26 protein-coding genes are annotated in these 23,302 nt (G+C 39.6%); 21 read left to right on the top strand and 5 right to left on the bottom strand.

Translation table 11 applies throughout. The features are described 5' to 3' along the window. Positions 1–9 precede the first annotated feature (9 nt). Together rlmD and F2A31_RS12725 are read left to right on the top strand one after the other, a co-directional pair. Positions 10–1,401 (top strand): 23S rRNA (uracil(1939)-C(5))-methyltransferase RlmD, encoded by a 1,392-nt coding sequence (gene rlmD, locus F2A31_RS12730; RefSeq protein WP_150026695.1) that lies wholly within the window; start codon positions 10–12, stop codon positions 1,399–1,401. A 46-nt stretch (positions 1,402–1,447) separates the two neighbouring features. After that, entirely contained in the window at positions 1,448–3,754 is a 2,307-nt protein-coding gene (locus F2A31_RS12725; protein ID WP_150026693.1) for a RelA/SpoT family protein, read from the top strand. 125 nt (positions 3,755–3,879) lie between these two features. Here the strand turns inward: F2A31_RS12725 and F2A31_RS12720 are convergent, their stop codons facing one another. Continuing rightward, positions 3,880–4,308, bottom strand: a complete 429-nt coding sequence (locus F2A31_RS12720; RefSeq protein WP_150026691.1) for a hypothetical protein — start codon at positions 4,306–4,308, stop codon at positions 3,880–3,882. Between the two features lie 355 nt (positions 4,309–4,663). Then, positions 4,664–5,440: an SDR family oxidoreductase gene (locus F2A31_RS12715; protein ID WP_150026689.1), complete on the bottom strand. Its 777-nt coding sequence runs from the start codon at positions 5,438–5,440 to the stop codon at positions 4,664–4,666. 96 nt (positions 5,441–5,536) lie between these two features. Here F2A31_RS12715 and mazG point away from each other — a divergent pair, with 96 nt between their 5' ends. The 9 genes from mazG to yjgA all read left to right on the top strand — a co-directional run bounded on the left by mazG (position 5,537) and on the right by yjgA (position 12,199). Then, a complete protein-coding gene (gene mazG, locus F2A31_RS12710; protein ID WP_150026687.1) occupies positions 5,537–6,343 on the top strand; it encodes a nucleoside triphosphate pyrophosphohydrolase in 807 nt (268 codons plus the stop codon). Further along, the gene (locus F2A31_RS12705; protein ID WP_150026685.1) at positions 6,312–6,737 is read left to right on the top strand and encodes a ComEA family DNA-binding protein; all 426 of its coding nucleotides are present in this window, start codon (positions 6,312–6,314) and stop codon (positions 6,735–6,737) included. The genes mazG and F2A31_RS12705 overlap by 32 nt, the downstream gene beginning before the upstream one ends. A gap of 139 nt (positions 6,738–6,876) precedes the next feature. Continuing rightward, positions 6,877–8,331 carry a polynucleotide adenylyltransferase PcnB gene (pcnB, locus tag F2A31_RS12700; RefSeq protein WP_150026683.1) on the top strand — a complete coding sequence of 485 codons (1,455 nt, stop codon included), beginning with the start codon at positions 6,877–6,879 and terminating at the stop codon, positions 8,329–8,331. Continuing rightward, complete coding sequence (folK, locus tag F2A31_RS12695) at positions 8,328–8,816, top strand: 2-amino-4-hydroxy-6-hydroxymethyldihydropteridine diphosphokinase (RefSeq protein WP_150026681.1); 489 nt, start codon at positions 8,328–8,330, stop codon at positions 8,814–8,816. The genes pcnB and folK overlap by 4 nt, the downstream gene beginning before the upstream one ends. Positions 8,817–8,855: 39 nt before the next feature. Next, positions 8,856–9,665, top strand: coding sequence for a 3-methyl-2-oxobutanoate hydroxymethyltransferase (gene panB, locus F2A31_RS12690; RefSeq protein ID WP_150026679.1), 810 nt, complete (start codon positions 8,856–8,858; stop codon positions 9,663–9,665). 3 nt (positions 9,666–9,668) lie between these two features. Continuing rightward, positions 9,669–10,514 carry a pantoate--beta-alanine ligase gene (panC, locus tag F2A31_RS12685; protein WP_150026677.1) on the top strand — a complete coding sequence of 282 codons (846 nt, stop codon included), beginning with the start codon at positions 9,669–9,671 and terminating at the stop codon, positions 10,512–10,514. Between the two features lie 28 nt (positions 10,515–10,542). Next, the gene (rapZ, locus tag F2A31_RS12680; protein ID WP_150026675.1) at positions 10,543–11,394 is read left to right on the top strand and encodes an RNase adapter RapZ; all 852 of its coding nucleotides are present in this window, start codon (positions 10,543–10,545) and stop codon (positions 11,392–11,394) included. Further along, on the top strand, positions 11,391–11,660 hold the full coding sequence (locus F2A31_RS12675) for an HPr family phosphocarrier protein (protein WP_004637957.1): 270 nt from the start codon (positions 11,391–11,393) through the stop codon (positions 11,658–11,660). Before rapZ ends, F2A31_RS12675 begins: the two co-directional genes overlap by 4 nt. Positions 11,661–11,662: 2 nt before the next feature. Further along, entirely contained in the window at positions 11,663–12,199 is a 537-nt protein-coding gene (gene yjgA / locus F2A31_RS12670; RefSeq protein WP_150026673.1) for a ribosome biogenesis factor YjgA, read from the top strand. Between the two features lie 48 nt (positions 12,200–12,247). Here yjgA and F2A31_RS12665 read toward each other — a convergent pair whose 3' ends face one another. Then, positions 12,248–13,891: an acyl-CoA synthetase gene (locus F2A31_RS12665; RefSeq protein WP_150026671.1), complete on the bottom strand. Its 1,644-nt coding sequence runs from the start codon at positions 13,889–13,891 to the stop codon at positions 12,248–12,250. A 299-nt stretch (positions 13,892–14,190) separates the two neighbouring features. On the opposite strand from F2A31_RS12665, the gene thrS reads away from it, so the two are divergent. The 9 genes from thrS to rplT all read left to right on the top strand — a co-directional run bounded on the left by thrS (position 14,191) and on the right by rplT (position 20,552). Next, positions 14,191–16,113, top strand: a complete 1,923-nt coding sequence (gene thrS / locus F2A31_RS12660) for a threonine--tRNA ligase (RefSeq protein ID WP_150026670.1) — start codon at positions 14,191–14,193, stop codon at positions 16,111–16,113. 5 nt (positions 16,114–16,118) lie between these two features. Beyond that, entirely contained in the window at positions 16,119–16,670 is a 552-nt protein-coding gene (infC, locus tag F2A31_RS12655; RefSeq protein WP_075316144.1) for a translation initiation factor IF-3, read from the top strand. 139 nt (positions 16,671–16,809) lie between these two features. Continuing rightward, the gene (locus F2A31_RS12650) at positions 16,810–17,127 is read left to right on the top strand and encodes a DUF7709 family protein (protein WP_005092354.1); all 318 of its coding nucleotides are present in this window, start codon (positions 16,810–16,812) and stop codon (positions 17,125–17,127) included. A 135-nt stretch (positions 17,128–17,262) separates the two neighbouring features. After that, positions 17,263–17,880, top strand: coding sequence for a glutathione S-transferase N-terminal domain-containing protein (locus tag F2A31_RS12645; RefSeq protein WP_150026668.1), 618 nt, complete (start codon positions 17,263–17,265; stop codon positions 17,878–17,880). A gap of 53 nt (positions 17,881–17,933) precedes the next feature. Continuing rightward, complete coding sequence (locus F2A31_RS12640) at positions 17,934–18,326, top strand: hypothetical protein (protein WP_150027813.1); 393 nt, start codon at positions 17,934–17,936, stop codon at positions 18,324–18,326. 122 nt (positions 18,327–18,448) lie between these two features. Beyond that, positions 18,449–19,306 (top strand): arylamine N-acetyltransferase family protein, encoded by an 858-nt coding sequence (locus F2A31_RS12635; RefSeq protein WP_150026666.1) that lies wholly within the window; start codon positions 18,449–18,451, stop codon positions 19,304–19,306. A gap of 53 nt (positions 19,307–19,359) precedes the next feature. Then, positions 19,360–19,788, top strand: coding sequence for a YqaA family protein (locus F2A31_RS12630; RefSeq protein ID WP_150026664.1), 429 nt, complete (start codon positions 19,360–19,362; stop codon positions 19,786–19,788). Between the two features lie 198 nt (positions 19,789–19,986). Next, positions 19,987–20,181, top strand: coding sequence for a 50S ribosomal protein L35 (rpmI, locus tag F2A31_RS12625; RefSeq protein ID WP_004637967.1), 195 nt, complete (start codon positions 19,987–19,989; stop codon positions 20,179–20,181). Between the two features lie 11 nt (positions 20,182–20,192). Further along, positions 20,193–20,552, top strand: a complete 360-nt coding sequence (gene rplT / locus F2A31_RS12620) for a 50S ribosomal protein L20 (RefSeq protein ID WP_075316137.1) — start codon at positions 20,193–20,195, stop codon at positions 20,550–20,552. Positions 20,553–20,691: 139 nt separating this feature from the next. Here the strand turns inward: rplT and F2A31_RS12615 are convergent, their stop codons facing one another. Next, positions 20,692–21,867, bottom strand: a complete 1,176-nt coding sequence (locus F2A31_RS12615; RefSeq protein ID WP_150026662.1) for a hypothetical protein — start codon at positions 21,865–21,867, stop codon at positions 20,692–20,694. A 58-nt stretch (positions 21,868–21,925) separates the two neighbouring features. On the opposite strand from F2A31_RS12615, the gene F2A31_RS12610 reads away from it, so the two are divergent. After that, complete coding sequence (locus F2A31_RS12610; RefSeq protein ID WP_150026660.1) at positions 21,926–22,318, top strand: hypothetical protein; 393 nt, start codon at positions 21,926–21,928, stop codon at positions 22,316–22,318. Here the strand turns inward: F2A31_RS12610 and F2A31_RS12605 are convergent. Next, positions 22,303–23,301: a hypothetical protein gene (locus tag F2A31_RS12605; RefSeq protein WP_150026658.1), complete on the bottom strand. Its 999-nt coding sequence runs from the start codon at positions 23,299–23,301 to the stop codon at positions 22,303–22,305. The two genes, F2A31_RS12610 and F2A31_RS12605, sit on opposite strands and share 16 nt — an antisense overlap. Position 23,302 lies beyond the last annotated feature (1 nt).

Genomic DNA, 23,302 nt, shown 5'->3' with positions numbered 1-23,302 from the left:
GTTTATCTTTTGAAACATAAAGCGAAACAGCGTCCAGCCCAGCAACCAATTTATACCTTTAAAGTGGAAGCATTTTCACATGAAGGGCGTGGCATTGCGCACTATGGAACTCATCCTGACCATCCAAAGGAGAAGCAGGGTAAAAAAGTGTTTATTCGTAATGCTTTGGTTGGAGAAACGGTTCGAGCGAAGATCACGCATCAAACGACTCGCTTGGAAGAAGCAGAAATGTTGACGCTGGAAAGCGAAGCAGCTATAGGGCGTGTAGACCCCATTTGTCCGCATTTTGGGGTATGCGGTGGTTGTAGTTTGCAACATATTCATCCTGATGAACAAATCGCGCTAAAGCAAAATGTGCTGCAGTCACATCTACAGCATTTCGCAGGGTTACAACCTGAACAATGGTTAACTCCAATTCGCTCTAGCAAAGTAGATTATCGTCGTCGTGCTCGCATAGGTGTGCGTTATATTCCGCGACAGGATCGTTTGGTGATGGGTTTTAGAGAGCATCATAGTAATCATTTAACAACCATCCAACAGTGTAAGGTATTGGATCAAACTTTATCTGATGCATTGCCTGCACTGCGAAAGTGTCTTGAAACTTTGAGTGCCAAAGCGCAGATTGGTCATGTTGAGTTGGCGATGGGAGACACTGAAGTTGCATTATTAATTCGCCATTTAGCTGAATTAAATGAGTCGGATGTCAACCATTTGCGTCAATTTGCGTTACAAAGACAGTGGCAATTGTATTTACAGCCGAAAGGTGCTGATAGTGTACATCGTGTCGATGATACACAGGCACCGATGCGATTACATTACCATCTAAAGCATTTTGATATTCAATTTGCATTTTCCCCATTGGACTTTACACAAGTCAATGGTGATGTGAACGCGCAGATGATTCAGTTGGCATGTGAATTGCTTCAGTTGGAGGAGGGGGAGCGTGTGCTTGATCTATTTTGTGGACTAGGCAACTTTTCTCTACCTTTAGCGCGATGTGTAGGAGATACTGGTCAAGTGGTGGGTGTTGAAGCGAGTGAAGAAATGGTGCGGCGCGCAACAGAAAATGCAAAAGCAAACTCATTGAGTCAAGCGATCTTCTTTTCACAAGATTTAACAAAAGACTTTTCGCATCATCCTTGGGCGAAACAAGGATTTGATGCATTATTAATTGATCCTCCTAGATCAGGTGCTTTTGAGGTGATGCAATATGTACCGAACTTCGGAGCAAATAGAATCGTTTATGTTTCATGTAATCCTTCAACACTGGCAAGGGATGCAGGTGTGTTGGCACAACATGGCTATCAGCTTAAGAAAGCTGCAGTGATGGATATGTTTACCCATACTGAGCATGTTGAATCTATTGCCTTATTTGAAAAAAATGAGTTTGATAAAATTTAAGAGATAAACGATTAGAATATGAGTTACATATCCAGAGGAGAATGGTATGGTCACAGTACGTGAACAGTTACCTGGGCGACTCCAAGAGTTGTCTGAGGAAGCGACTGTAGAACATGCCGCTGAAGCACAAAGCAGTCTAGTATCTTGGCTAGAGCGAGTGCGTGATATCTTGGATGGGGCTGAGCTGAAGCAGCTACAACGCGTTGCGGAGCTTACCTTAGCAAAAGAGTTAGAGAGCACGGTTAATCATCATACCAATACCTTTGGAATAGGTATTGGTATGGCGGATATTTTAGCGCACTTACATGTAGATGAAGATACGTTGTCAGCGGCAGTATTATATCGAAGTGTACGTGAAGGACTGATCACCTTAGAGGATATTCAGCGAGAGTTTGGCGAGCAAGTTTTGAGTCTTGTAAAAGGCACACTTGCTATGGGTAAACTGTCTGAATTGATAGAAAAAAATAAGCGTTTAGAAGATCATTTTAACAACAACCAGCGTGAGCATCTAAATGGCATTTATAAAATGCTGATTTCTGTGACGGAAGATGTTCGCGTGGTGCTAATTAAACTGGCCGAGCGGACTTATGCTTTACGTGAGTTGGCGACGGCCAGCAAAGAGCGTCAAGAGCGTGTTGCACGTGAGATTCTAACAATTTATTCACCACTTGCTCATCGGTTAGGGATTGCACAATTAAAGTGGGAGTTAGAGGATTTAGCCTTTCGCTATTTAGCACCAGAACGATATAAAGAAATTGCTTCTTTGCTCAATGAGAAACGTTTAGAGCGTGAGCAATATATTCAGTTCGTGATTGATAAACTTAAAACTGAATTGGATGCATACAATATACAAGCTGAAATCACGGGACGAGTAAAACACATTTATTCGATTTATCGAAAAATGAAAAGTAAAAATCTCAGCTTTGATCAGCTTTATGATATTCGTGCGGTACGAGTACTGTTGAAAACAGTGCCTGATTGTTACCATGCATTGGGTATTGTGCATCAGATTTGGCGCCATATCCCCAATCAGTTTGATGATTATATTACCAATCCAAAAGCCAATGGTTATCGATCTTTGCATACGGCGGTGATTGCTGAGAATAAATCACTTGAAGTTCAAATTCGTACTTTTGAGATGCATGAAGAAGCTGAGTTAGGTGTGTGTTCTCACTTCAACTATAAAGAAGGCGCGAAAAATACGGATCATTCTTTTAATGATCGATTGCATTCACTCCGCGCTGTACTTGAGCATTATCAGGAACGTACTGAAACTACGCCACATGCTGAAGATGATGAGTCGAATGGTATTGATCAAATTCAAGATTTTGAAAATTTTGAAAAGATTTATGTGTTCAGCCGTGATGGGGATATTAAAGAGTTACCACGTGGTTCGACTGTGCTTGACTTTGCTTATCACGTACATACTGAAGTTGGAAACAAATGCTATGCCGCACGTGTAAACCAACGTTATGTACCACTGACTTATACCTTAAAAACAGGTGAGCAAGTTGAGATCTTAACCAAAAAAGATCGTGAACCTAATCGCGATTGGTTGGTTAACTCTTTAGGCTATATTAAAACGGCTCGTGCACGGGATAAATTGCGTCATTGGTTTAGACAGCAAGATCGTAGCAAGAACGTGGAAGTGGGGCGTGAGTTGCTCAATAAAGAGCTTGCTCGTCTAGCGATTCATCCAAAAAGTATTGATTTAAATGATTATTCATCTCATTTTAATCTGAAGTCAGGTGATGATATTTTAGTTGCACTGGTGAGTGGTGATATCAGTCTGCATGCGTTGATGAATCAAGTAAATCGTCAAATGCATTTGGATCAAGATGAGCCAGAGTTGGTATTAAAACCAGCATTAAATCCTCGTGCAAGCCATACTTTATCGGCACATGGTATCTTGATTGATGGTTTGGATAATGTGGAATTGCATATTGCGCAGTGTTGTCAGCCTGTGCATGGTGAATCGATTGGTGGCTATATCACTTTAAATCGAGGGGTGAGTATCCATAAAGTAGCTTGTCCAGATTATATACGTATGACAACACAAGAGCCTGAACGTGCTGTCGAAGCAGATTGGGAAATGCAACCAACACGTGGGCAAAGTGTCCAGATTGTGGTGGAAGCTTATGATCGTCGTGGTTTACTCAAAGATCTCACGCAAGTGATTTTCTCAGATCAAATTAATATTCGTCAGGTCAATACGATTTCTGAGGCAGATGGGATTGCCAATATGAAGTTGTTGATTGAAGTGAAAGGTTTGGCACAACTGTCTCGTTTGCTGGCTCGTTTAGAACAACAACCTGGCATTATTAGTGCGAGACGTTTAGTACAAGGTAGTTAATTACATTTAGAATAAAACCCGCTTTTTGAACTGGCTACTTTCATGGGGGATAGTTCAATAGGCGGGTTTTATTGTTTTAATTACAAGGCATCATCATAAAACTAAAATGGATTTAACTGTAATTTTTAGATTTTGCACTTTTTGCTTTTTTGGAATGTTGCAATATTCTCGATATTTGCTTGGGCTTTCGCTTTAAGAGACTCTTGAACAGTCAAATTATTCGTATCAGATGTATCTTCTTCGCCCGCAAGATTATTTGCGATTTGGCTCGCTTTAGCTGTTTTTTCAGAGTTACCACCGAAAGCAGTTAATGCGCCACTTGCAAGACCAGCCCATTTGCTTACTGCCTTGTTTGGGGATTGAGCATTTGCATTGATATTTGCGATATTTTTCTCAGCACTTGCTAACTCACGTTTTGCATTTGATTGTTCAACAGCAAGTGTTGCACAATCCATCGCTTTTAATTCAGCAGTTGAAAATGGTTTACCCTCGGTTGCTGCAAAAGTAGAGAAAGAAAACGTTGCAGCAGCAGTTAAAACTAATAATTTTTTCATATTATAAACACTTTAAAAGATTTTGGATTTAAGTTGCTATTTTTTGTAGCAGGCGGATTCTATTTAAAATGAGTTTTAAAGTCACTATTTTTTTTAATATTTTAAAGACTTGTCTGTCTATTGTTTTTGTGGTATTTGGTTGGGTTTTATTTTTAATCTTATTTTATTTTTAATTTGTTGATTTATAATTGTTTTTTATTTTTGATTTTATTGTTTTGTGCGCTATTTTTGATTTTTTGTTGATTAATGTGATGGTTTTATTTTTGATGGTTTTTATATTTACGTGAAAAGTGAATTAATATGTGAATATTTTTTTGGGCTTTATATTATTTAAAATATAAAGCGCTTTTCTTTTTTACGCTTGTTTGGATAATAATATATTAGTGATTCGATTTAAAAACTGTGGGCTAATACGTGATAATTGATACATTAGTTTGGTTTTAATGCCAATAGGAGTGTGGGTAGGAATAAGGAAGTGATTTCTTTGTTGTGTTAAAGCTAAAACCTGTTGTGCAACATCTGCTGGGGTTAGATCTACACCGATATTTTGAATACTCCCAGCATCCATATTTTTTACCATACTGGTTTGTACAAATAATGGCATAACATCGAGCACACGAATATTATATTTTTGCCATTCCACATCCAGAGCTTCAGTTAAACCACGCACGGCAAACTTACTGGCAGAGTATGAGGCTAGATCGGCTTGTCCATAAATAGCCGAAGCAGAAGAGAGGTTGATGACCCGGGCAAAACTTGCTTTTTGTAAATAATTTAAAGCCGCGTGGCAACCATTAAGAACACCTTTTACATTGATATCAATTGTGCGGTGATGAGAGAGGATGGTTGTATTTTCAAAAGCACCAGAATATAAGATTCCAGCATTGTTAATTAGAATATTGAGTTCGCCTGCCCAGTTTTGAAATTCCTGTAATGCGATTTGCCATTGTGGATAATCGCTAACATCTAAATAACCAGCTTTCGTATTTGCCCCCAGTTCCGTAGCTAAAGCTTGCGCTAGTTCTAAGTTGATATCGTAGATGCCTACTTTATAGCCTTTTTGATGAAAAAGGCGGGCAATTTCGGCACCTATGCCTTGAGCTGCACCACTAATAAAAACACTATGTTGCATTGCTTTTCCTTACTTTATATTGATACTTTTTGGACCAGCGTATATTAGACAGAAGCTGGTTAAAACTGCAACAGCGTAAGGGGTGAGGAGATAATCATGGAAAAGCTATTAGAAATCATGCGGGAGCTAAGACAAAAATGTCCATGGGATCAACAACAAACACCTGAGAGCTTAACTCGTTATGCGATTGAAGAGGCTTATGAGGTTGAAGCTGCGATTCGAATCGGTGATTTGGATGAAATTCGTCAAGAGCTTGGAGATCTACTGTTGCAAGTGGTTTTTCAATCACAAATGTTCAGTGAGCAAGGTGCTTTTGATTTTCATGATGTGGTTGATGCAATTAGTGAGAAACTGATTCGACGTCATCCGCATGTATTTCAAGCTGAGCAATATCAAAATCTAAATCCTGAACAGGTAAGCGAGCTATGGAAACAAATTAAACAGCAAGAGAAACAGGGTAAACCAAGATCTCGATTAGATGAGGTAAAGCATGCACCTGCTTTAGTTCAAGCGAATGAAATCCAAAAAAAAGCAGCACAGCTCGGTTTTGATTTTGAAACTGTAGACGATGCTTATGGAAAATTAGAAGAAGAGTTACTCGAATTACAACAGGCAATAGCAGCAGAAAAAACCGATGAAATAAAAGAAGAATTTGGAGATTGTCTATTTTCTTTGATCAATGTAGGTCGTAAACTTGGGCTGTCGAGTGAAACGGCATTACTGGCGACAATTCATAAATTTAGAAGTCGCTTTGCCTATATCGAACAACAAGCACATCGACAACAGAAAGACTTGCAAGAAATGAGCTTGGTAGAAATGGACCAGCTATGGGAGCAAGCAAAAAGAGATTTAAAACTTGAGGGGACATCTGATGAATTTGCCGCAACTCAGCAGCAAAACTAACTTTTTATTGTTGCTTACTTTATGGTTTGGGTTAGTTTCATCTTTAAATGCAAAACAATTTGATCAGTCTTATGCGCAGTGGAAAATACAGCAACAGAAATACGATCAACAGTTGGCAAAACAAGACGATCAATATTATCTATCTAGACCAACGCAACAACAAAGTTTTAAACAGGTTTCATCTTCTGTAAATATTTCAAGCGATAAAATTAGCTTAAATCATGCGAACTTGCAGCAGTTGCAAAGTTTGAGTGGTGTAGGAGAGAAAAAGGCTCAAGCGATTATTGAATATCGACAAAAAAATGGTGCATTTAAAGCATTAGATGAGTTGGTAAATGTTAAAGGAATTGGGCCGAAACTCCTTGAAAAGAATAGAGCAAGGCTTGTTTTATAAGTTGAAGAGCATGTCCGTGATGCAAAAAATGAACATTGATCTATTGAAACTTCAGCAGAATAAATTGCCCTTTGTGTGTGTTAGAGCTATGATTAGCGACAAATTGTTATTTACGTCCTGACGTAGGAGACAGTGTCTTTTGCAAACTTTGCGTGCGTCAAAATGTGGTTTGTCCACAACTCAACTCCCTTCCTCAATATTAGATGTGATTGATAGTCTGACTAAAGCAGGCTATGAAGCGTATATTGTAGGTGGTGGTGTTCGCGATATGATGTTAGGTCTTAATCCAAAGGATTTTGACGCGGTGACTAATGCTACCCCAGCCCAAGTGAAAGAGGTGTTTGGACGACGTTGTCGTATTATTGGACGACGTTTTGAGTTAGCTCATGTGTATTCTGGTCGTGAACTGATCGAAGTTGCGACTTTTCGTGCTCCTCCGAAAAAAGCAGTCACCAGTGCTTCTGGTATGATTCTTCGTGACAATAATTGGGGAACAATCGAGCAGGATTTTGCTCGCCGAGACTTTTCGATTAATACTTTGTATTATCAACCCCGTAAAGGTGTCGTGTTAGATTTCTGCCATGCGGTTGAGGATATTAAAACTCGCACTCTGCGGTTTTTAGGTGAACCAGCTCAACGCTTTGAGGAAGATCCTGTACGCATGTTGCGTGCATTACGCTTTGCAGCGAAACTAAATTTTCAAATCGATCAATCCATTCTTGATGTCTTTGATGTTGAGATGACGCAGTTGTTGCGCGATGTTTCTCCACATCGTCTTTATGATGAGTCACAAAAGCTCTTTACGATGGGGCATCTCACTCGCGTGTTGCCCATGTTGATCGAGTTTGGTGTTTGGAAACAGTTGTTTGCGGAAATTCCTCCAAATATTACACCGTTTATTGAACGCGCTGCGCGAAATACTGATCAACGAATTCAAATTGGTAAAACGATTAACCCAGCATTTTTTTATGCCGTGCTGTTATGGAAGCCTTTTTTAGAGCGTTGTGATTTTTATCTTAATAAAGGTGTGGTGCCAGCAGAAGCTCGAGCTCAAGCAGGTTTAGATGTGCTTAAACGTCAAGCAACTCGTACGATTATTCCTCGTTTTGCAGAGACTTTTATTCGTGAAGTATGGGAGATGCAAAGTCGTTTGCTCAATCCAAAACCACAACAAATAGAAGCTTTGGCAGGGCATGCACGTTTCCGTGCAGGATTTGATTTCTTGTTACTGCGTGAGAAATCTGGAGATACGAGCACTGAAGGTATGGGCATTTGGTGGGAAAATTACCAAGAAATGACCACCGACCAAAAAGAAGTGGCGATTCGTCAATATAATCGTCAACGTAGTAAGACACGTCGTAAAGTTACCGATGTGGATGAACAGAAGCTCACTGAGATTGAGCCGTTGGTCGATGTTCCAGAACCAAGAAATCGCCGTGCAAAGAAAGAGCGCTTTAGAGCCGATGATTCGGCAAATCGTTTTCTCGAAAAGGCGACCATTGATTCAGGTCAAATTAGTGCTGATCATCCGATTCATAAGCGTAAGCGGGTACAACGTGATTTAAGCCAAGTGGTTTTTGGGCCTACACAATGACAATTCGCGCTTTTATTGGACTTGGTAGTAACTTAGGGGATTCTCAGCAAATTCTAACTGAGGCGGTTGCGAAACTTTCTACTTTAGGGGCTATTCAAGTTTCTCGACTTTATCAAAGCCCACCAATGGGTCCTCAAGATCAACCCAACTTTTTAAATGCTGTAGTCCAATTGGATACAGTGCTTGAACCTTTAGTCTTGTTAGATTATTTACAACAATTTGAACAAGAGGCAGGGCGAGTGCGCTTGCGACGTTGGGGAGAAAGAACATTAGATCTTGATTTACTTCTGTATGGTCAAGAACAGATCAAAAATGAGCGTTTAACTGTACCGCATATTGGTATTTTGGAGCGTGATTTTGTGGTTATTCCCTTATTAGATTTAGATGCTCATTTACAGTTAAATGGTCATTCGTTAAAAAATTTAGAACTAGTGCAGCAAGCAAACTTGACTGTAATAGCAGACCAGTCTTGGGCAAATGCTTAAGACTGTTTCGTTCTGGAAATGCCTGTAGAGGACATCATCATGATTAGTCTAAGTGACTTAAGAAAGTTTAAAGCCGAAGGACGCAAGTTTTCATGTCTAACTTGCTATGATGCAAGTATGGCGAAAGCGATGGAATTGGCTGAAATTGATACGATTTTAATCGGTGATTCTCTAGGAATGGCGATTCAAGGTAGGGACTCAACGCTTCCTGTTACGGTTGAAGACATGGCCTATCATACTGCGGCAGTCCGTCGTGGAAACGCGCATGCCCTCATTATGACTGATTTACCATTTATGAGTTATGCAACGCTTGAAGATGGTTTAAAAAGTGCGAGAACTGTTATGCAGGTTGGTGCACAGATGGTCAAAATCGAAGGTGGAGCTTGGCTCAGTGACTTGGTTACCGTACTCACTCGTAATGGTATTCCTGTATGTGTTCATTTGGGTTTAACACCGCAGTCGGTACACGTGTTTGGTGGTTATAAATTACAAGCAAGAACACGTGAAGCTGCCGATCAATTAATTGCAGATTGTCAAGCTGTGGTTGATGCGGGGGCGGCAGTGTTATTGTTAGAATGCGTTCCTGCTCAGTTGGGTAAAGAAATCGCAGAATTGTTCCCAAATACGCCAGTGATTGGAATCGGTGCGGGTAATGAAACTGATGGGCAAGTATTGGTTGCCCAAGATATGCTAGGACTCACTTTTGGTCGAGTTGCGCGTTTTGTACGCAACTTTATGAAAGAGCAGTCTGGTGAAACAGCAATTTTAGATGCATTTAAAGCATATCACGCTGCTGTTCAGGATCAATCTTTCCCAGCCAAAGAACATACTTTCCAAGTTGAGCTTTAATTCATGAAAACTGAAACAACAATACAAGGCTTGACCGCATCACTTGCATCAGCACGTAGCAGTAAAAAAATGATTGGCTTTGTGCCGACGATGGGGAATTTGCATGAAGGTCATTTGACCTTGGTTCGTGCTGCAAAAAAGATTTGTGACGTCGTGGTGGTAAGTATTTTTGTCAATCCAATTCAGTTTGGTGTTGGTGAAGATTTTGATAGCTACCCACGTACATTAGAACAAGATAGTCGTTTGCTGGCTGAAGTAGGTTGCGATATTATTTTTGCACCTTCTGTTGAACAAATGTATGGAACGCAACCACGCTTGACCAATATTAGTGTGGGACAGATTACGGATGACTTATGTGGAAAGTCACGTCCTGGCCATTTTGATGGTGTTGCAGTTGTTGTTACTAAATTATTTAACATTGTGCAACCTGACTATGCCTTTTTTGGTCAAAAGGATTATCAACAATTGGCGGTGATCCGTCAGTTGGTACAAGATTTAAATATTCCACTAGAAGTGATTGGTGTGCCGATTGTTCGAGCTGAAGATGGATTAGCTTTAAGTTCTCGAAATGGTTATTTAACACCTGAGCAGCGTGCAATCGCACCTAAAATCTACCAATTGTTAAAGCAAGCGGAACAACAATTGCGTCAAGGTGAAATGCTAGAACAAGTGTTAGCAAATATCTCAACAGAATTGACACAAGCTGGCTTTGTTGTGGATTATGTGGAGGCTCGTCAAACCAATTTACAACCGATTGCGCAGTTTGATCAAGATTTGGTTCTGTTTGTTGCTGCAAAATTGGGTTCTACACGTTTGATTGATAATTTACAAATAAACTTTAAAACTTAGAAATTCAAAATAAAAAGGGCAACATGCCATGAAGCGTATTCTTATCGTCACGGGACAGTCTGGTTCAGGAAAATCCTCGGCTTTACAAGTGCTTGAGGATTTAGGCTACTATTGTATAGATAACTTACCCTTGGCGTTGTTGCCTGAAATTGTAGCGAAACTTGATCATGAAAATAATCTTGAGCAATTAGCTTTAGGAGTCGATATTCGAAGCACTCGTGCTGATATGCAAGAGTTTGATCATGTGTTTGAGCAATTAAAAAGACATGGTTCGGTGGATGTTATTTATTTAACCACGCAAGACCAAGATCTAGTGGCACGTTTTAGTGCATCTAGACGGCCGCATCCCTTGGCAAGTCGTTTTAATAGCTTGTTGCAGTGTATACAGGAAGAAAAGCAATTGCTTATTCCGATACAGTTTCGCTCCACAGTTCATATTGATACGACAGATAAAAGTGTTCATGATTTGAAGCATATTTTATTGTCTAAACTAGGACAGTCAGATAACTTAATCGTGATTTTACAATCCTTTGGTTATAAGCATGGCATTCCATTGGATGCTGATTATGTATTTGATGTACGTCATTTGCCAAATCCGCATTGGGATTTGGAGTTGCGTCGTTTTTCGGGTTTAGATGAACCCGTACGTCAGTTCTTAGAAAGCAGTCAGCAAACCAATGAAATGTTTGCTGATATCTATGCTTTTTTGGAAAAATGGCTCCCTGCTTTTGCAGAAGGGCATCGTCATTATATGACCATTTCTGTGGGGTGTACTGGCGGACAACATCGTTCAGTTTATATTGTGGATAGACTCAAGCAAGCCCTTGAGGCAAAATGGGCTGTCCAAATCTTACATAGAGAAATGAAGCACTGGTCATGATAGACACAACAATTGATGTAATTAATAAACTTGGCTTACATGCACGCGCATCAGGTAAACTGATAGAGGTGACGACCAAATTCCGCTCTTCAATCCAGATTGGAAAAGGCGATAAGTTGGTTGATGCAAAAAATATTATGTCATTGTTGATGTTGGGTGCAGGTAAGGGCACGACATTAAGGTTAGTGATTGATGGTGCTGATGAAGATAAAGCACTGGAAGAAATTCAAACGCTGTTCGCAGCAAAATTTTATGAGGCAGAGTAATAGTGGCACGTGGTACTCAACGTTATACTGATGAGGATTTTGAATCATTAGATGGACGTGCAAGTAGAACTGAGCAAAAGAAGGCAGTACAGCGTATGGCTGCTTTGGGTGAACAGTTGGCTCAATTAAGCCTTAAACAGATTCAAAAGCTTCCTGTGGATGAGCGCTTAATAGATGCTCTGCTTGAAGTACAGAAAATTAGCTCATTTGAGGCACGCCGTCGTCAGTTTCAGCGTATTGGTAAACTGTTACGTAATGAAGATGAAAGTACGATTCTCTCTTATCTAACTCCGCAACAAGGCGCTAAAAAGCAGATGCAATTGATGCGTTGGGTTGATCGTATGATTGAGCAAGGTGATCCGATTATTAATGAGTTCAGCAAAGTGTTTAATGCATCAGAGCGTCATACTTTACGCCAGCATGTTCTTCGTATTCATCGTGACATCAAACAACAGGTGAGTGAGGAAGAGCTCGAAGCTTCTAAACGTAAGTTTGTAAACTACGTACAACAAGTCGCGCTGTTATCTGATCAAGGCTAAATGTAAAAAAGAAGTTTCCAATGAAACTTCTTTTTTACATTTAGGCAATTAATTTCCAAACTCACTCGTAGCTCGTTCTTTTGCCCATTCTCTTAAAATAAATTTTTGTAATTTCCCTGTTGATGTTTTAGGGATCTCAGTAATTACCACATCTTTAGGAACTTTAAAACGTGCAAGTTCTTTTTGACAGTGCAGAATAATTTCTTCTGGTGAGGTTGTGCTGCCTTGTTTTAATTCAATAAAAGCACACGGTACCTCTTGCCAACGCGGATCAGGCTTTGCGACTACGGCTGCTGTCATGACTGCTGGGTGTCGATATAAAACATCTTCGACTTCTAATGAAGAAATATTTTCCCCACCTGAAATAATAATGTCTTTGGAGCGGTCCGTGATTTTGGCATAGCCATCGGGATGGCATACGGCTAAATCCCCGGTATGGAACCATCCCCCTTTAAATGCTTCTTCAGTGGCCTGTGGGTTTTTGAGATAGCCTTTCATGACGATATTGCCACGGAACATGATTTCGCCCATGGTTTCGCCATCATTTGGCACAGGTTGCATGGTTTCAGGATCAAGTACTCGCATACTGTCTTGTAGAGGGTATGGAACGCCTTGACGTGAATGCAATTGAGCTTGTTCTTGGATAGATAATTCACTCCAACCTGCTTGTGAGGCACATAGCGCTGAAGGACCGTAGGTTTCGGTTAAACCATAGACGTGATTGACATTGATGCCGATATTACGCATCCCTTCAATAATGGCAACTGGCGGTGCAGCACCAGCAACCATGACTTCGACATGATGGTCAAATGCGGTTCTTTGTTCCTGAGGCGTATTGATCAGCATCGATAAAACAATCGGTGCGCCACAGAAATAATCTACTTTGTGTTCGGCAATATATTGAAAGATCAGTGCTGGATCGACGCGACGTAAACAAATATTGGTTCCGCCACTGGCGGCAATAGACCATGCAAAACACCAGCCATTGCAATGAAACAGGGGTAAGGTCCAAAGATACACAGCACGAGGTTTCATGCCACATGCCAAAATATTACTTGCTGCATTGAGGTAAGCACCACGATGATGATAAACCACACCTTTTGGATTTCCTGTTGTTCCCGAGGTGTAATTCAGGCTGATTGCATCCCATTCATCTTGTGGAAGTAACCATTCAAACTCAGGATCGCCTTGAGCTATCCAAGACTCATATTCATATTGACCAAGGGGCCGTTGTTCACCTTCATACTCATTATCAAAAACGTCAATTACAATAATATCTTGATGAATATATGTGAGTGCTTCTTCTGCAATCGGTCTAAATTCTGGGTCAACTAAAAGCACTTTTGCTTCAGCATGTTCTAGCATAAAGGCAATGGTTTTGGCATCTAGGCGCGTATTTAGCGTATTTAGAACGGCACCTGCCATGGGAACGGCAAAATGGGCTTCAATCATCGCTGGAACATTCGGTAAAAGTACAGAAACGGTATCGTTCCTTTGAATACCTAAACGTGTGAGTTGGTGTGCAAATTGACGACAGCGTTGATAGCTTTGTTGCCATGTAATCTGACGTTTACCATGAATAATTGCGGCCTGATTCGGGTAAATATAAGCTGCACGCTCTAAATAGCGTAATGGTGATAACGCAACAAAATTCGCAGGGTTTTTGGGTAATTCGTCGTATGCACTAACCATGTGTATTGCTCCATGTTTATTTTATGAGGAAATTTGCTGGGGTGTTAAAAATGACCGCAGTCCCCATATATCTATATCACCTTAGTACGCTGCTGACACGAAATCACTAAGGCTTTAGTCTGAGATATATTTTTGACTTGGGTTTTTCTCCAATCAAAGGTTTCTTCCTTGTCTAAACCTGTGTAAAATCTCGGGTACTTTTTTATCCGCCGTTTTTTATTTTTTGAGGTCCGCCTCAATACATAATCTCGCGGTGATATGCTCCATTGTGCGGGGCATCACTCCTTAAGGATTTTATTATGCCAATCATTACTTTACCAAATGGTGATCAAAAGCAATTTGATCAACCGATTTCCGTGATGGAACTTGCTCAGAGCATTGGTCCGGGCCTAGCGAAAAATACCGTTGCTGGTCGTATCAATGATCGTTTGGTGGATGCTTGTGATTTAATCACAGAAGATGCAACAGTTCAGATTATTACCCCGAAAGATGAAGAAGGTTTAGAAATCATTCGTCACTCATGTGCGCACTTGGTCGGACATGCGGTTAAGCAATTGTTCCCTGAAGCGAAAATGGTAATCGGTCCAGTGATCGAAGAGGGTTTCTATTACGACATCTGGATGCCACGTCCATTTACTTTGGATGATATGGCTGCGATTGAAGAGCGTATGAAAAAGCTCATTGATCAAGATTATGACGTTATTAAAAAGATGACACCGCGTGAAGATGTAATTGCAGAATTCACAGCACGTGGCGAAGAATATAAATTACGCTTGATTGCAGACATGCCAGAAGAAACTCAAATGGGCTTGTACTACCATCAAGATTATTTGGATATGTGCCGTGGTCCGCACGTACCTAATACTAAATTCTTAAAATCATTCAAGCTCACTAAAATCTCTGGTGCTTACTGGCGTGGTGATGCCAAGAATGAACAGTTACAGCGTATTTATGGTACAGCGTGGGCAGACAAGAAACAGTTGGCTGCGTATATTAAACGTATTGAAGAAGCTGAAAAACGTGACCATCGTAAAATTGGTAAAGCTTTAGACTTATTCCACATGCAAGAAGAAGCACCAGGTATGGTGTTCTGGCATGCCAATGGTTGGACGATTTACCAAGTGCTTGAACAATACATGCGTAAAGTTCAGCAGGATAATGGTTACCAAGAAATTAAAACACCACAAATTGTTGATTTCACTTTGTGGGAAAAATCTGGACATGCGGCAAACTATGCTGAAAACATGTTTACGACTCATTCAGAAAGTCGTAATTATGCAGTAAAGCCAATGAACTGCCCTTGTCACGTGCAAGTGTTCAACCAAGGTTTAAAATCGTACCGTGATTTACCAATCCGTTTAGCGGAGTTCGGTTCTTGTCATCGTAACGAACCATCAGGTTCTTTACACGGGATTATGCGTGTTCGTGGCTTTACCCAAGATGATGCACATATTTTCTGTACCAAAGAGCAAATTGGTCAAGAAGTTGCAGACTTTATTAAACTGACTTTAGATGTTTATAAAGACTTCGGTTTTGAAGAAGTACAAATGAAGCTTTCAACACGTCCTGAAAAGCGTGTGGGTGACGATGCACTTTGGGATATTGCTGAAAAATCTTTGGCTGATGCTTTAGATGACGCGGGCTTAGCATGGGATCTACAACCTGGTGAAGGTGCATTCTATGGTCCAAAGATTGAATTTTCATTGAAAGACTGCTTAGGTCGTGTATGGCAGTGCGGTACAATCCAGTGTGACTTCAACTTACCAATCCGTTTAGATGCTTCGTATGTGACTGAAGACAATGAACGTGATCAACCTGTTATGTTGCATCGTGCAATTCTTGGCAGTTTTGAGCGTTTTATTGGTATACTAATTGAACATTACGCTGGTTTCATGCCACCTTGGCTTGCACCAATCCAAGCTTGTGTGATGAATATTACCGATTCACAAGCAGATGCGTGTGAGCAAGTGGTTGCAAAACTCAAAGAAAATGGTTTTCGTGCTATTTCTGACTTGAGAAATGAAAAAATCGGATTTAAGATTCGTGAGCGTACCCTAGAGCGTATTCCTTATCTTTTGGTTCTCGGTGATCGAGAAGTTGAAGAGGGCACCGTAAATGTGCGTACACGCTCAGGAAAAAATTTAGGTACTATGTCAATTGATGCATTCATTGATTTAGTGAAATCTGCCGTTGCCGAACGCGGCCGGTACATTGTGGAGTAATAAAGATTAAACAGCCTGATCGTAACCAACAACAAGGTGCTAAAAGTAACCGTCCAGCCATTAATGATGAGATTCGTGCAAAAGAAGTACGTCTCGTTGCTGCTGATGGGGAACAGAAAGGTGTCGTTTCATTAAATGAAGCATTACGTGCTGCTGAAGAAGCTGATCTTGACCTTGTTGAGATCGTTGCTAATGCAGAACCTCCTGTTTGTAAAATCATGGACTACAACAAGCACTTATTTGACTTAAAGCAAAAGCAAAAAGATGCGAAGAAAAAACAGCATCAAGTGCAAGTGAAAGAAATCAAGTTACGCCCAGCGACGGACGTAGGTGATTACCAAGTAAAATTGCGTGCAATTTTACGTTTCCTTGAAGAAGGAAATAAGGTGAAAATTACTTTACGTTTCCGTGGTCGTGAAATGGCACACCAACAGCTTGGTCTTGCTCAATTACAAAAAATTGAAGCTGATGTAGCTGAGTTTGGCGTTGTTGAGCAACCTCCAAAAATGGAAGGTCGCCAAATGGGTATGCTGCTTGGTCCGAAAAAGAAAAAGTAATTTTTTCTTGATAAAAAAAACACCGCTATTGCGGTGTTTTTTTTGTTTATACAAATGTGGAAACAAGGCTTAATTTTTGAGCAGATTTATGTTAATTTTAGTTGAAAAGTAAAGTATATAACCATTGGAGAATCAAAAGATGACTATCGTTAATGGTACACATGAGTTGTCTGAAATAAATCAAAAAGTGGTGCAAGAAGGTGAGGTATTACCACAAGTTCGTTTAAAAGATGGTAGTAAAGTACAAACGGGTACCGTGGCGACTATGTTGCACAATATTAATTTATATAATGCAGGTGTACGTGGTGAAGTTGAGACTGAGTTAGAGTGTGCTATCCCAACCTTAGTGAAAGTAGGTTTGTTTGATTTATTCTCGGTTGAAGAATGGATTAATGGAAATAATTTAGGTCGTCGATTTGTTGGTGAAAAGGCGAAAGAGTTTTTAGCGAATCGATAGACTGGATAAACTCCCTAATATCCTCTTTGTAAACATAATTTTATTGTTTCTTTTTCGTGCTACGGTGCTGATCAAATTCTGAAAAATGTGATATAACGCAACAATAATCAAGATAAAGATGAATAGGATAACTAAATGATTGACTTATATTATTGGGGTACCCCCAATGGCCATAAAATAACGATTGCTTTAGAAGAAATGGGGCTTGAATATCAAATCTTCCCGATTAATATTTTAGAAAATGATCAGTTCCAGCCTGACTTTTTAAGGATTTCTCCAAACAATAAAATTCCTGCAATTGTTGACCAAAATGGTCCACGTGGTGAACCAATTTCTGTATTCGAATCTGGTGCAATCTTGCAATATTTAGGTCGAAAAACAGGATTGTACTATCCAATTGACGAGCAAGAGCGAGTTGAGGTAGAGCAATGGTTGATGTGGCAAATGGGTGGTTTTGGTCCGATGCTTGGACAGAATCATCATTTTAACAAGTTTGCACCTGAACGGATTCCTTATGCGATTGACCGTTATATCAATGAAACCAAGCGGCTTTATGGTGTTTTGAATAAACAGCTGGTTGGTCAGAAGTTTGTAGCTGGTGAATACTCGATCGCAGATATGGCAATTTTGCCTTGGGCATTACGCTATGAGTGGCAAGGTATTCAACTCGAAGATTATCCTTATGTAAAAGATTATATTGAGCGCTTAACTGCTCGTCCTGCGATCCAAAAAGCATTGTCGATTAAAGTTTAACGGTTTTGAAAAATAAGGGGCGGCAGATCTATTTAAAGCATTGGGCAATAGCAATGGGATTGCTCTTCATCACAGCAATCCTTTGCGCTCAGCTGCAAAAGCTATATTCAGAGGCTCATTTAGCGATCTTAGTTTTTGCTTTGATTGGTGTTTTAGGGCTTTTATTTTCTACGTTATTTGCTTGGCTGCAGGTGGAAACTAGAAACTCATATTATAGCACTTTGCTTTTCGTGAGCTTTTTAAGCCTGTCGTTATTGTTAAACACTTATCTTTATCATATGGTATCCATTGACTGGGCGGCAGTTTCAGATAGTGGTATCCAACTTAGTTTATATCAACGAGTTGTAACGTCAGACCTTACATTTTGGGTCGCATTTGCTTTTCCATTCATTTTTTCCATCGTAAATTTTTCTGTGCGATCTAAAGTCGCCAAAATGAAGAAATAATCTGTGTTAAAACCATGCATTTAGCCCTATCAGCGTGACTATTTTATAGTTGTGTAATTTTTAGACTTAAAGCTCGATGATCGGTATAGGATAATGTAATTTTAAAACAAGTATAAAGCGTTATGAACTCTACAATCGCGACAGACTATTTAAAAAAACTTGATTTTCAAGGGCACTGTTTACCTACGCTAGAGAACTTAAAGACTCTGCTAAGTTTCCATGTTGAGCACATTCCTTTTGGTAATCTATCCTCTTTTCTTGGAGAGGAAGTCTCATTAGTACCCGAACAACTTGCTCAAAAACTATTATATGAAAATCGGGAGGGGTATTGCTTAGAGCACAGCACCCTGAGCAGAATTGCATTAACTGAGTTGGGATATGACGCTTATAACGTATTAGGTCGTGTCTATTATCAAAGTGCACATACCACAGCACCTATCCGTACTCATTTAGTCACGTTGGTGCAAATCGATCAGCAATTATTTCTATATGATCCCGGCTTTGGGGGGATGACACCAACAACAATTCTATCTTTAGATTGTATCGGAGAGGCGCAGTCAACACCTTTGGAACAGTTTCGATTTGTGGATGTTGCACAGTGTGGATTGGACATGGCTGTGCTGACAGATGTGAAGTATATGCTTCAGGTTTTTTTACATAATGAATGGGTCAATGTGTATGCAATTAATCCTGATCAACAGATCGCGATGGCGGATGCGGAAATTGCCAATTGGTATATATCAACGTCACCTGAATCATTATTTACTCAACATTTAATGTTGTTCACAGCGACCACTGAAGCCAGAATGACCTTGAAAGATCAAGTATTGAGAATTCATGGTAAAGAAAAATCTGATAAAAAGGTTTTATCAACCCCGCATGAGTTTGAGGAAATAATACAAGCGGTTTTTAAGATACAGATGAACTCACAGAAACTTAGACAAGCATGGGATAAACTTACTTTGATTGAATCAGTTTAAGTGATATTGTCTGGGCATTGCTTTGATTTTTATGTAAGTGTTGCCACACCCTGATGTCCTATTTTCTATTATTTCTCTCTGCTTTTGGTGCTGCAACTTTATTGCCTTTACAGTCTGAAGCTGTGCTGATGACTTTATTGGTGCAAGGAGTGTCCAATCCATTTTATTTATTGCTCGTTGCGACAGTTGGAAATGTTTTCGGTTCCTGTGTTAATTGGTGGTTGGGATTAAAAATAGAGCATTATAAAAATAAAAAGTGGTTTCCTGTCTCAGAACTGCGTTTGCAGCAAGCACAGCAAATCTATCATAAATACGGTTTTTACTCATTGTTATTGAGTTGGGTGCCGATTATTGGTGATCCAATTACGTTGATTGCTGGATTGATGAAAGAGCGTTTTGGACGGTTTTTATTGATTGTCACGATTGCTAAAGCAGGACGCTATTTATTTATGTATGGCTTATATCTCGGATTATTCTCTTAATTTATTTTCTGTTTATGTTGTAGATTCTCGTTAGCTCCAAGTATGTTCGACATTGTTGTTATGGTTTAACTCAATTGGTTTTGACCAGAAATTTTGCTTTAAATTTAAACGAAGATGCTATATGATACTGCCTTCCTTACCTGCAGGTCGATTTGCAATAGTGCAAACGAGCCGAACAGGTGACTAAAAGAGGTTACTATGGCTAAGTTAAAAACTCGCCGTGGTGCAGCTAAACGCTTTAAAGCGACTGCAAACGGTTTCAAGCGCAAACAAGCATTCAAGCGCCACATTTTGACCAAAAAATCTGCTAAGCGTATCCGTCAATTGCGCGGTTGTGTAATGGTTCACGTAAGTGACGTTGCATCAGTTCGTGCTATGTGCCCATACATCTAAGGAGATTATAAATGGCTCGTGTAAAACGTGGTGTAGTGGCTCATCGCCGTCACAAAAAAATTCTTGCTCGCGCTAAAGGTTACTATGGTGCTCGTTCACGTGTTTATCGCGTAGCGTTCCAAGCGGTAATCAAAGCTGGTCAATACGCTTACCGTGACCGCCGTCAAAAGAAACGTCAATTCCGTGCTTTATGGATTGCGCGTATCAATGCTGGTGCTCGTCAAAACGGTTTGTCATACAGCCGTATGATTGCTGGCTTGAAAAAAGCTCAAGTAATTATCGATCGTCGCGTATTAGCTGACATCGCTATGCATGATGCGGTTGCATTTGCTGCTTTAGCTGAAAAAGCTAAAGGTGCATTAGCTGCATAAGCTTAGAGATTCAAAGAAGGCCGCTTTTTAGCGGTCTTTTTTATGTTTATAACTTTTCACTTCTATCAATCATTAGAAACAGGAGTTCGCTTCTATTTCTCCTATAGGCGTTTGAGGGGGGGGATAGAAGTTTAATAATCTAGGAGCTACTATTATGGGCTTCTCTGTCAGCTAAGTTTTTAAGTAGTTTATATATTGCATAAAACAGTGCAAGAATTAGGATAAAAAGATTGCCCCAATGAACTGCAAAATAAGCTAATGTCCATAAAGCACAATAACACCATAACATTGACCATAAAAATTTCACGATCCCTAACCAGCGAAAGTGTGGTTGAGGTTCGATAGGTGAGGTCGTTTCATGTTCGGCTAATGGAGCTGTGATAGGGGAGAAATCGGCTGAGTTTTGGGTTTTTGGAGTGAATTTAAAAGAAGTGTGTTGTTCTTGATGATTATTGATGTTGGAGCTTTGATATTGATTGGCAGCGTATTTTAGGATAAGTACATGGAATTCGTCGAGTATATTACGCACAGTGTCAAATTCTAATCTTTCATTTTCAGTCATTTGCCAGTAATCGCCATTATCATTTTTAATATGGGATTCATTATCCAACTGTTTTTTTAAACGAGCAGCATTGAGCATGAGAATACTGGCATAATTTTTTTTGAGGTTATAAGGCAAAACTGGAAACTGTTCTTCTAATCTATACATGTCACCTTCATAACAATTATTATCAGTTAATGGAATAGGATAGTTACCAAAGCGTTGGGCTACAGCAAAATGATAAATTTTTTCTTGATATTCATTGAAAAAGCTTTGCCAAGAGATCGGTTTTAAGTCTTCAGTAATATAAGATACAACCTCTACAGGAAGATCTTTCAATACATAATTTTCAACACTATCGTGATAATTATTATAGTCTGAATACAAGGGATATCCATCGTTGTCATAGCTTTGCCAAAATGGTTTTTCTTCACAAGGTAGGAGCACTTTCAATTCTTGCTGGGAAAAATGGCAAATAATGCAAAACTCATCCTCAGCTTGAAAGAAATTAAAAAGTTCTGATTCTCCGAGATAATTCGCAATTATTGAGGTTGAATGTAAACTGATTTTCTCTAGGCCTAGTCGTTTAAGATAACTCAAAAAATGTGAAGCAGAGCCTGCGAGTAAATTACCCTGATCAATATTTCTTAAAATAGGAAAGTGAGTAAAGAGTAAGGGGTGACGGTCTAAAAGTTCGGAATCTACACCTCCTGTTAAAAATTCGTTTCCATAACTGACTAACGCGATTTGACGGTATATTCTTGGTAAATACATCTACGCTGTTCTTCCTATTATAATCGTTTTAAATAATAGATAGATTGAACAAAAACGCATGAGAAAACAATATCACTTTAGGCAAGTGAGAGAAGATACTTATATTTGGGATGTTCATCGTTTAGTGAAGCTAACCCAAAATTTCATGGTCAAGAAAGTTATGCTTACTGATATTCAAGAACTCAACGAAGCTTATTGGTTTCCAGATGAATATCCAACAACGCAGCAAATCATTGAGCATATTCAATTGATTCAGGATGCAGACCTCAATTACCCCATTATTCTCTGTGCGCAGGGTCGAGTGATGGATGGTATGCATCGTGTAGCAAAGGCAAGTTTACTCAAGCATTCCGATATACTCGCAGTACAATTTGAGCAAACACCTGATCCTGATTTTATAAATATTGATGAAGATGAGCTTGATTATACGGAGATTTATAATCCGAAATAATAAGCCAATCCACAAATGATGATCGTGATAAATACTAATTTCATCACACTGATATGATTCATTTTATGTTGGGGTGCCTCAGTCGGGGTTTTCGCTACATCCATGGTTCGGTCATAGGGTTCCATCGGCATTTCAAAATCAATATTTTTATAATGGTTGGCTATTTTCGAAATCAGTTTTGCAAATAAGTCATCTGTTTTTTGTCCGAAGTTGCGTAAGACAATTTGTTGTTCAGGACTTAACATTTCTCCATCGGTGTTATAAGGATGGCGACGTTGATTCTCGATAAAATCTGTCAATGCTGACATGCGATACATGAGTTGGTGAGCTGAATCTGCTTGATAGGTGGTTGGAATGATAGCTAAATCAGCATTATCTAAATGGCTGTGTTCTAGTTCATAACCGTAAAAAGGTAGCTCCACTTGCTCTGGTTCTAAGAAGTTTTCTGCGCATTTATGGCTAAAAAGCTCTTGGTTAATAAACTTTTCAATTTCATGCCAGTCATTATTTTTTAACTCTTGAGTCACTTTTTTAGCAATTGAGTCTGGAAGTTGATAACGCCAAAACATGTTCTGGCTGAGAGATATTTGCTGTGAAGCGGGCGCTTCGAAAGGACTATCATGTTGATACCACTCTGCAAGTTCATGTCCACAAATCCATGCAGTTTTGTTTTTCCCTTCATGACTAACGATGAAGTGAGCATAGGGAAGTAATTCAACATTGGCGTTAGGGTTTTTGTGATCTTGTAAGAGCTGTGAATTATGCAAGCTTAATCGATCAACGCCTTGTCGTTTTAATCCTTCCAACCAAACTTGAAAGTGTTGTGCTAAAAGATGTTGTGACTGGAGGTCACGGAATTCGAAATGATGTTGAGTAAAAATGGGGTGATCAACCCAGACATTAAAGGGAAGATTTTGTTGTAAAAACTCATTGCCATAGCTGACAAGCGTCAATTGAACTTTCCAAATTTGATCGAGCGCCATT

Origin of the sequence: Acinetobacter suaedae (assembly GCF_008630915.1) — a bacterium.
Lineage (GTDB): Bacteria > Pseudomonadota > Gammaproteobacteria > Pseudomonadales > Moraxellaceae > Acinetobacter > Acinetobacter suaedae.
Note: the sequence above shows the minus strand (reverse complement) of the source record. Positions and strands in the feature narration are given on the sequence as shown.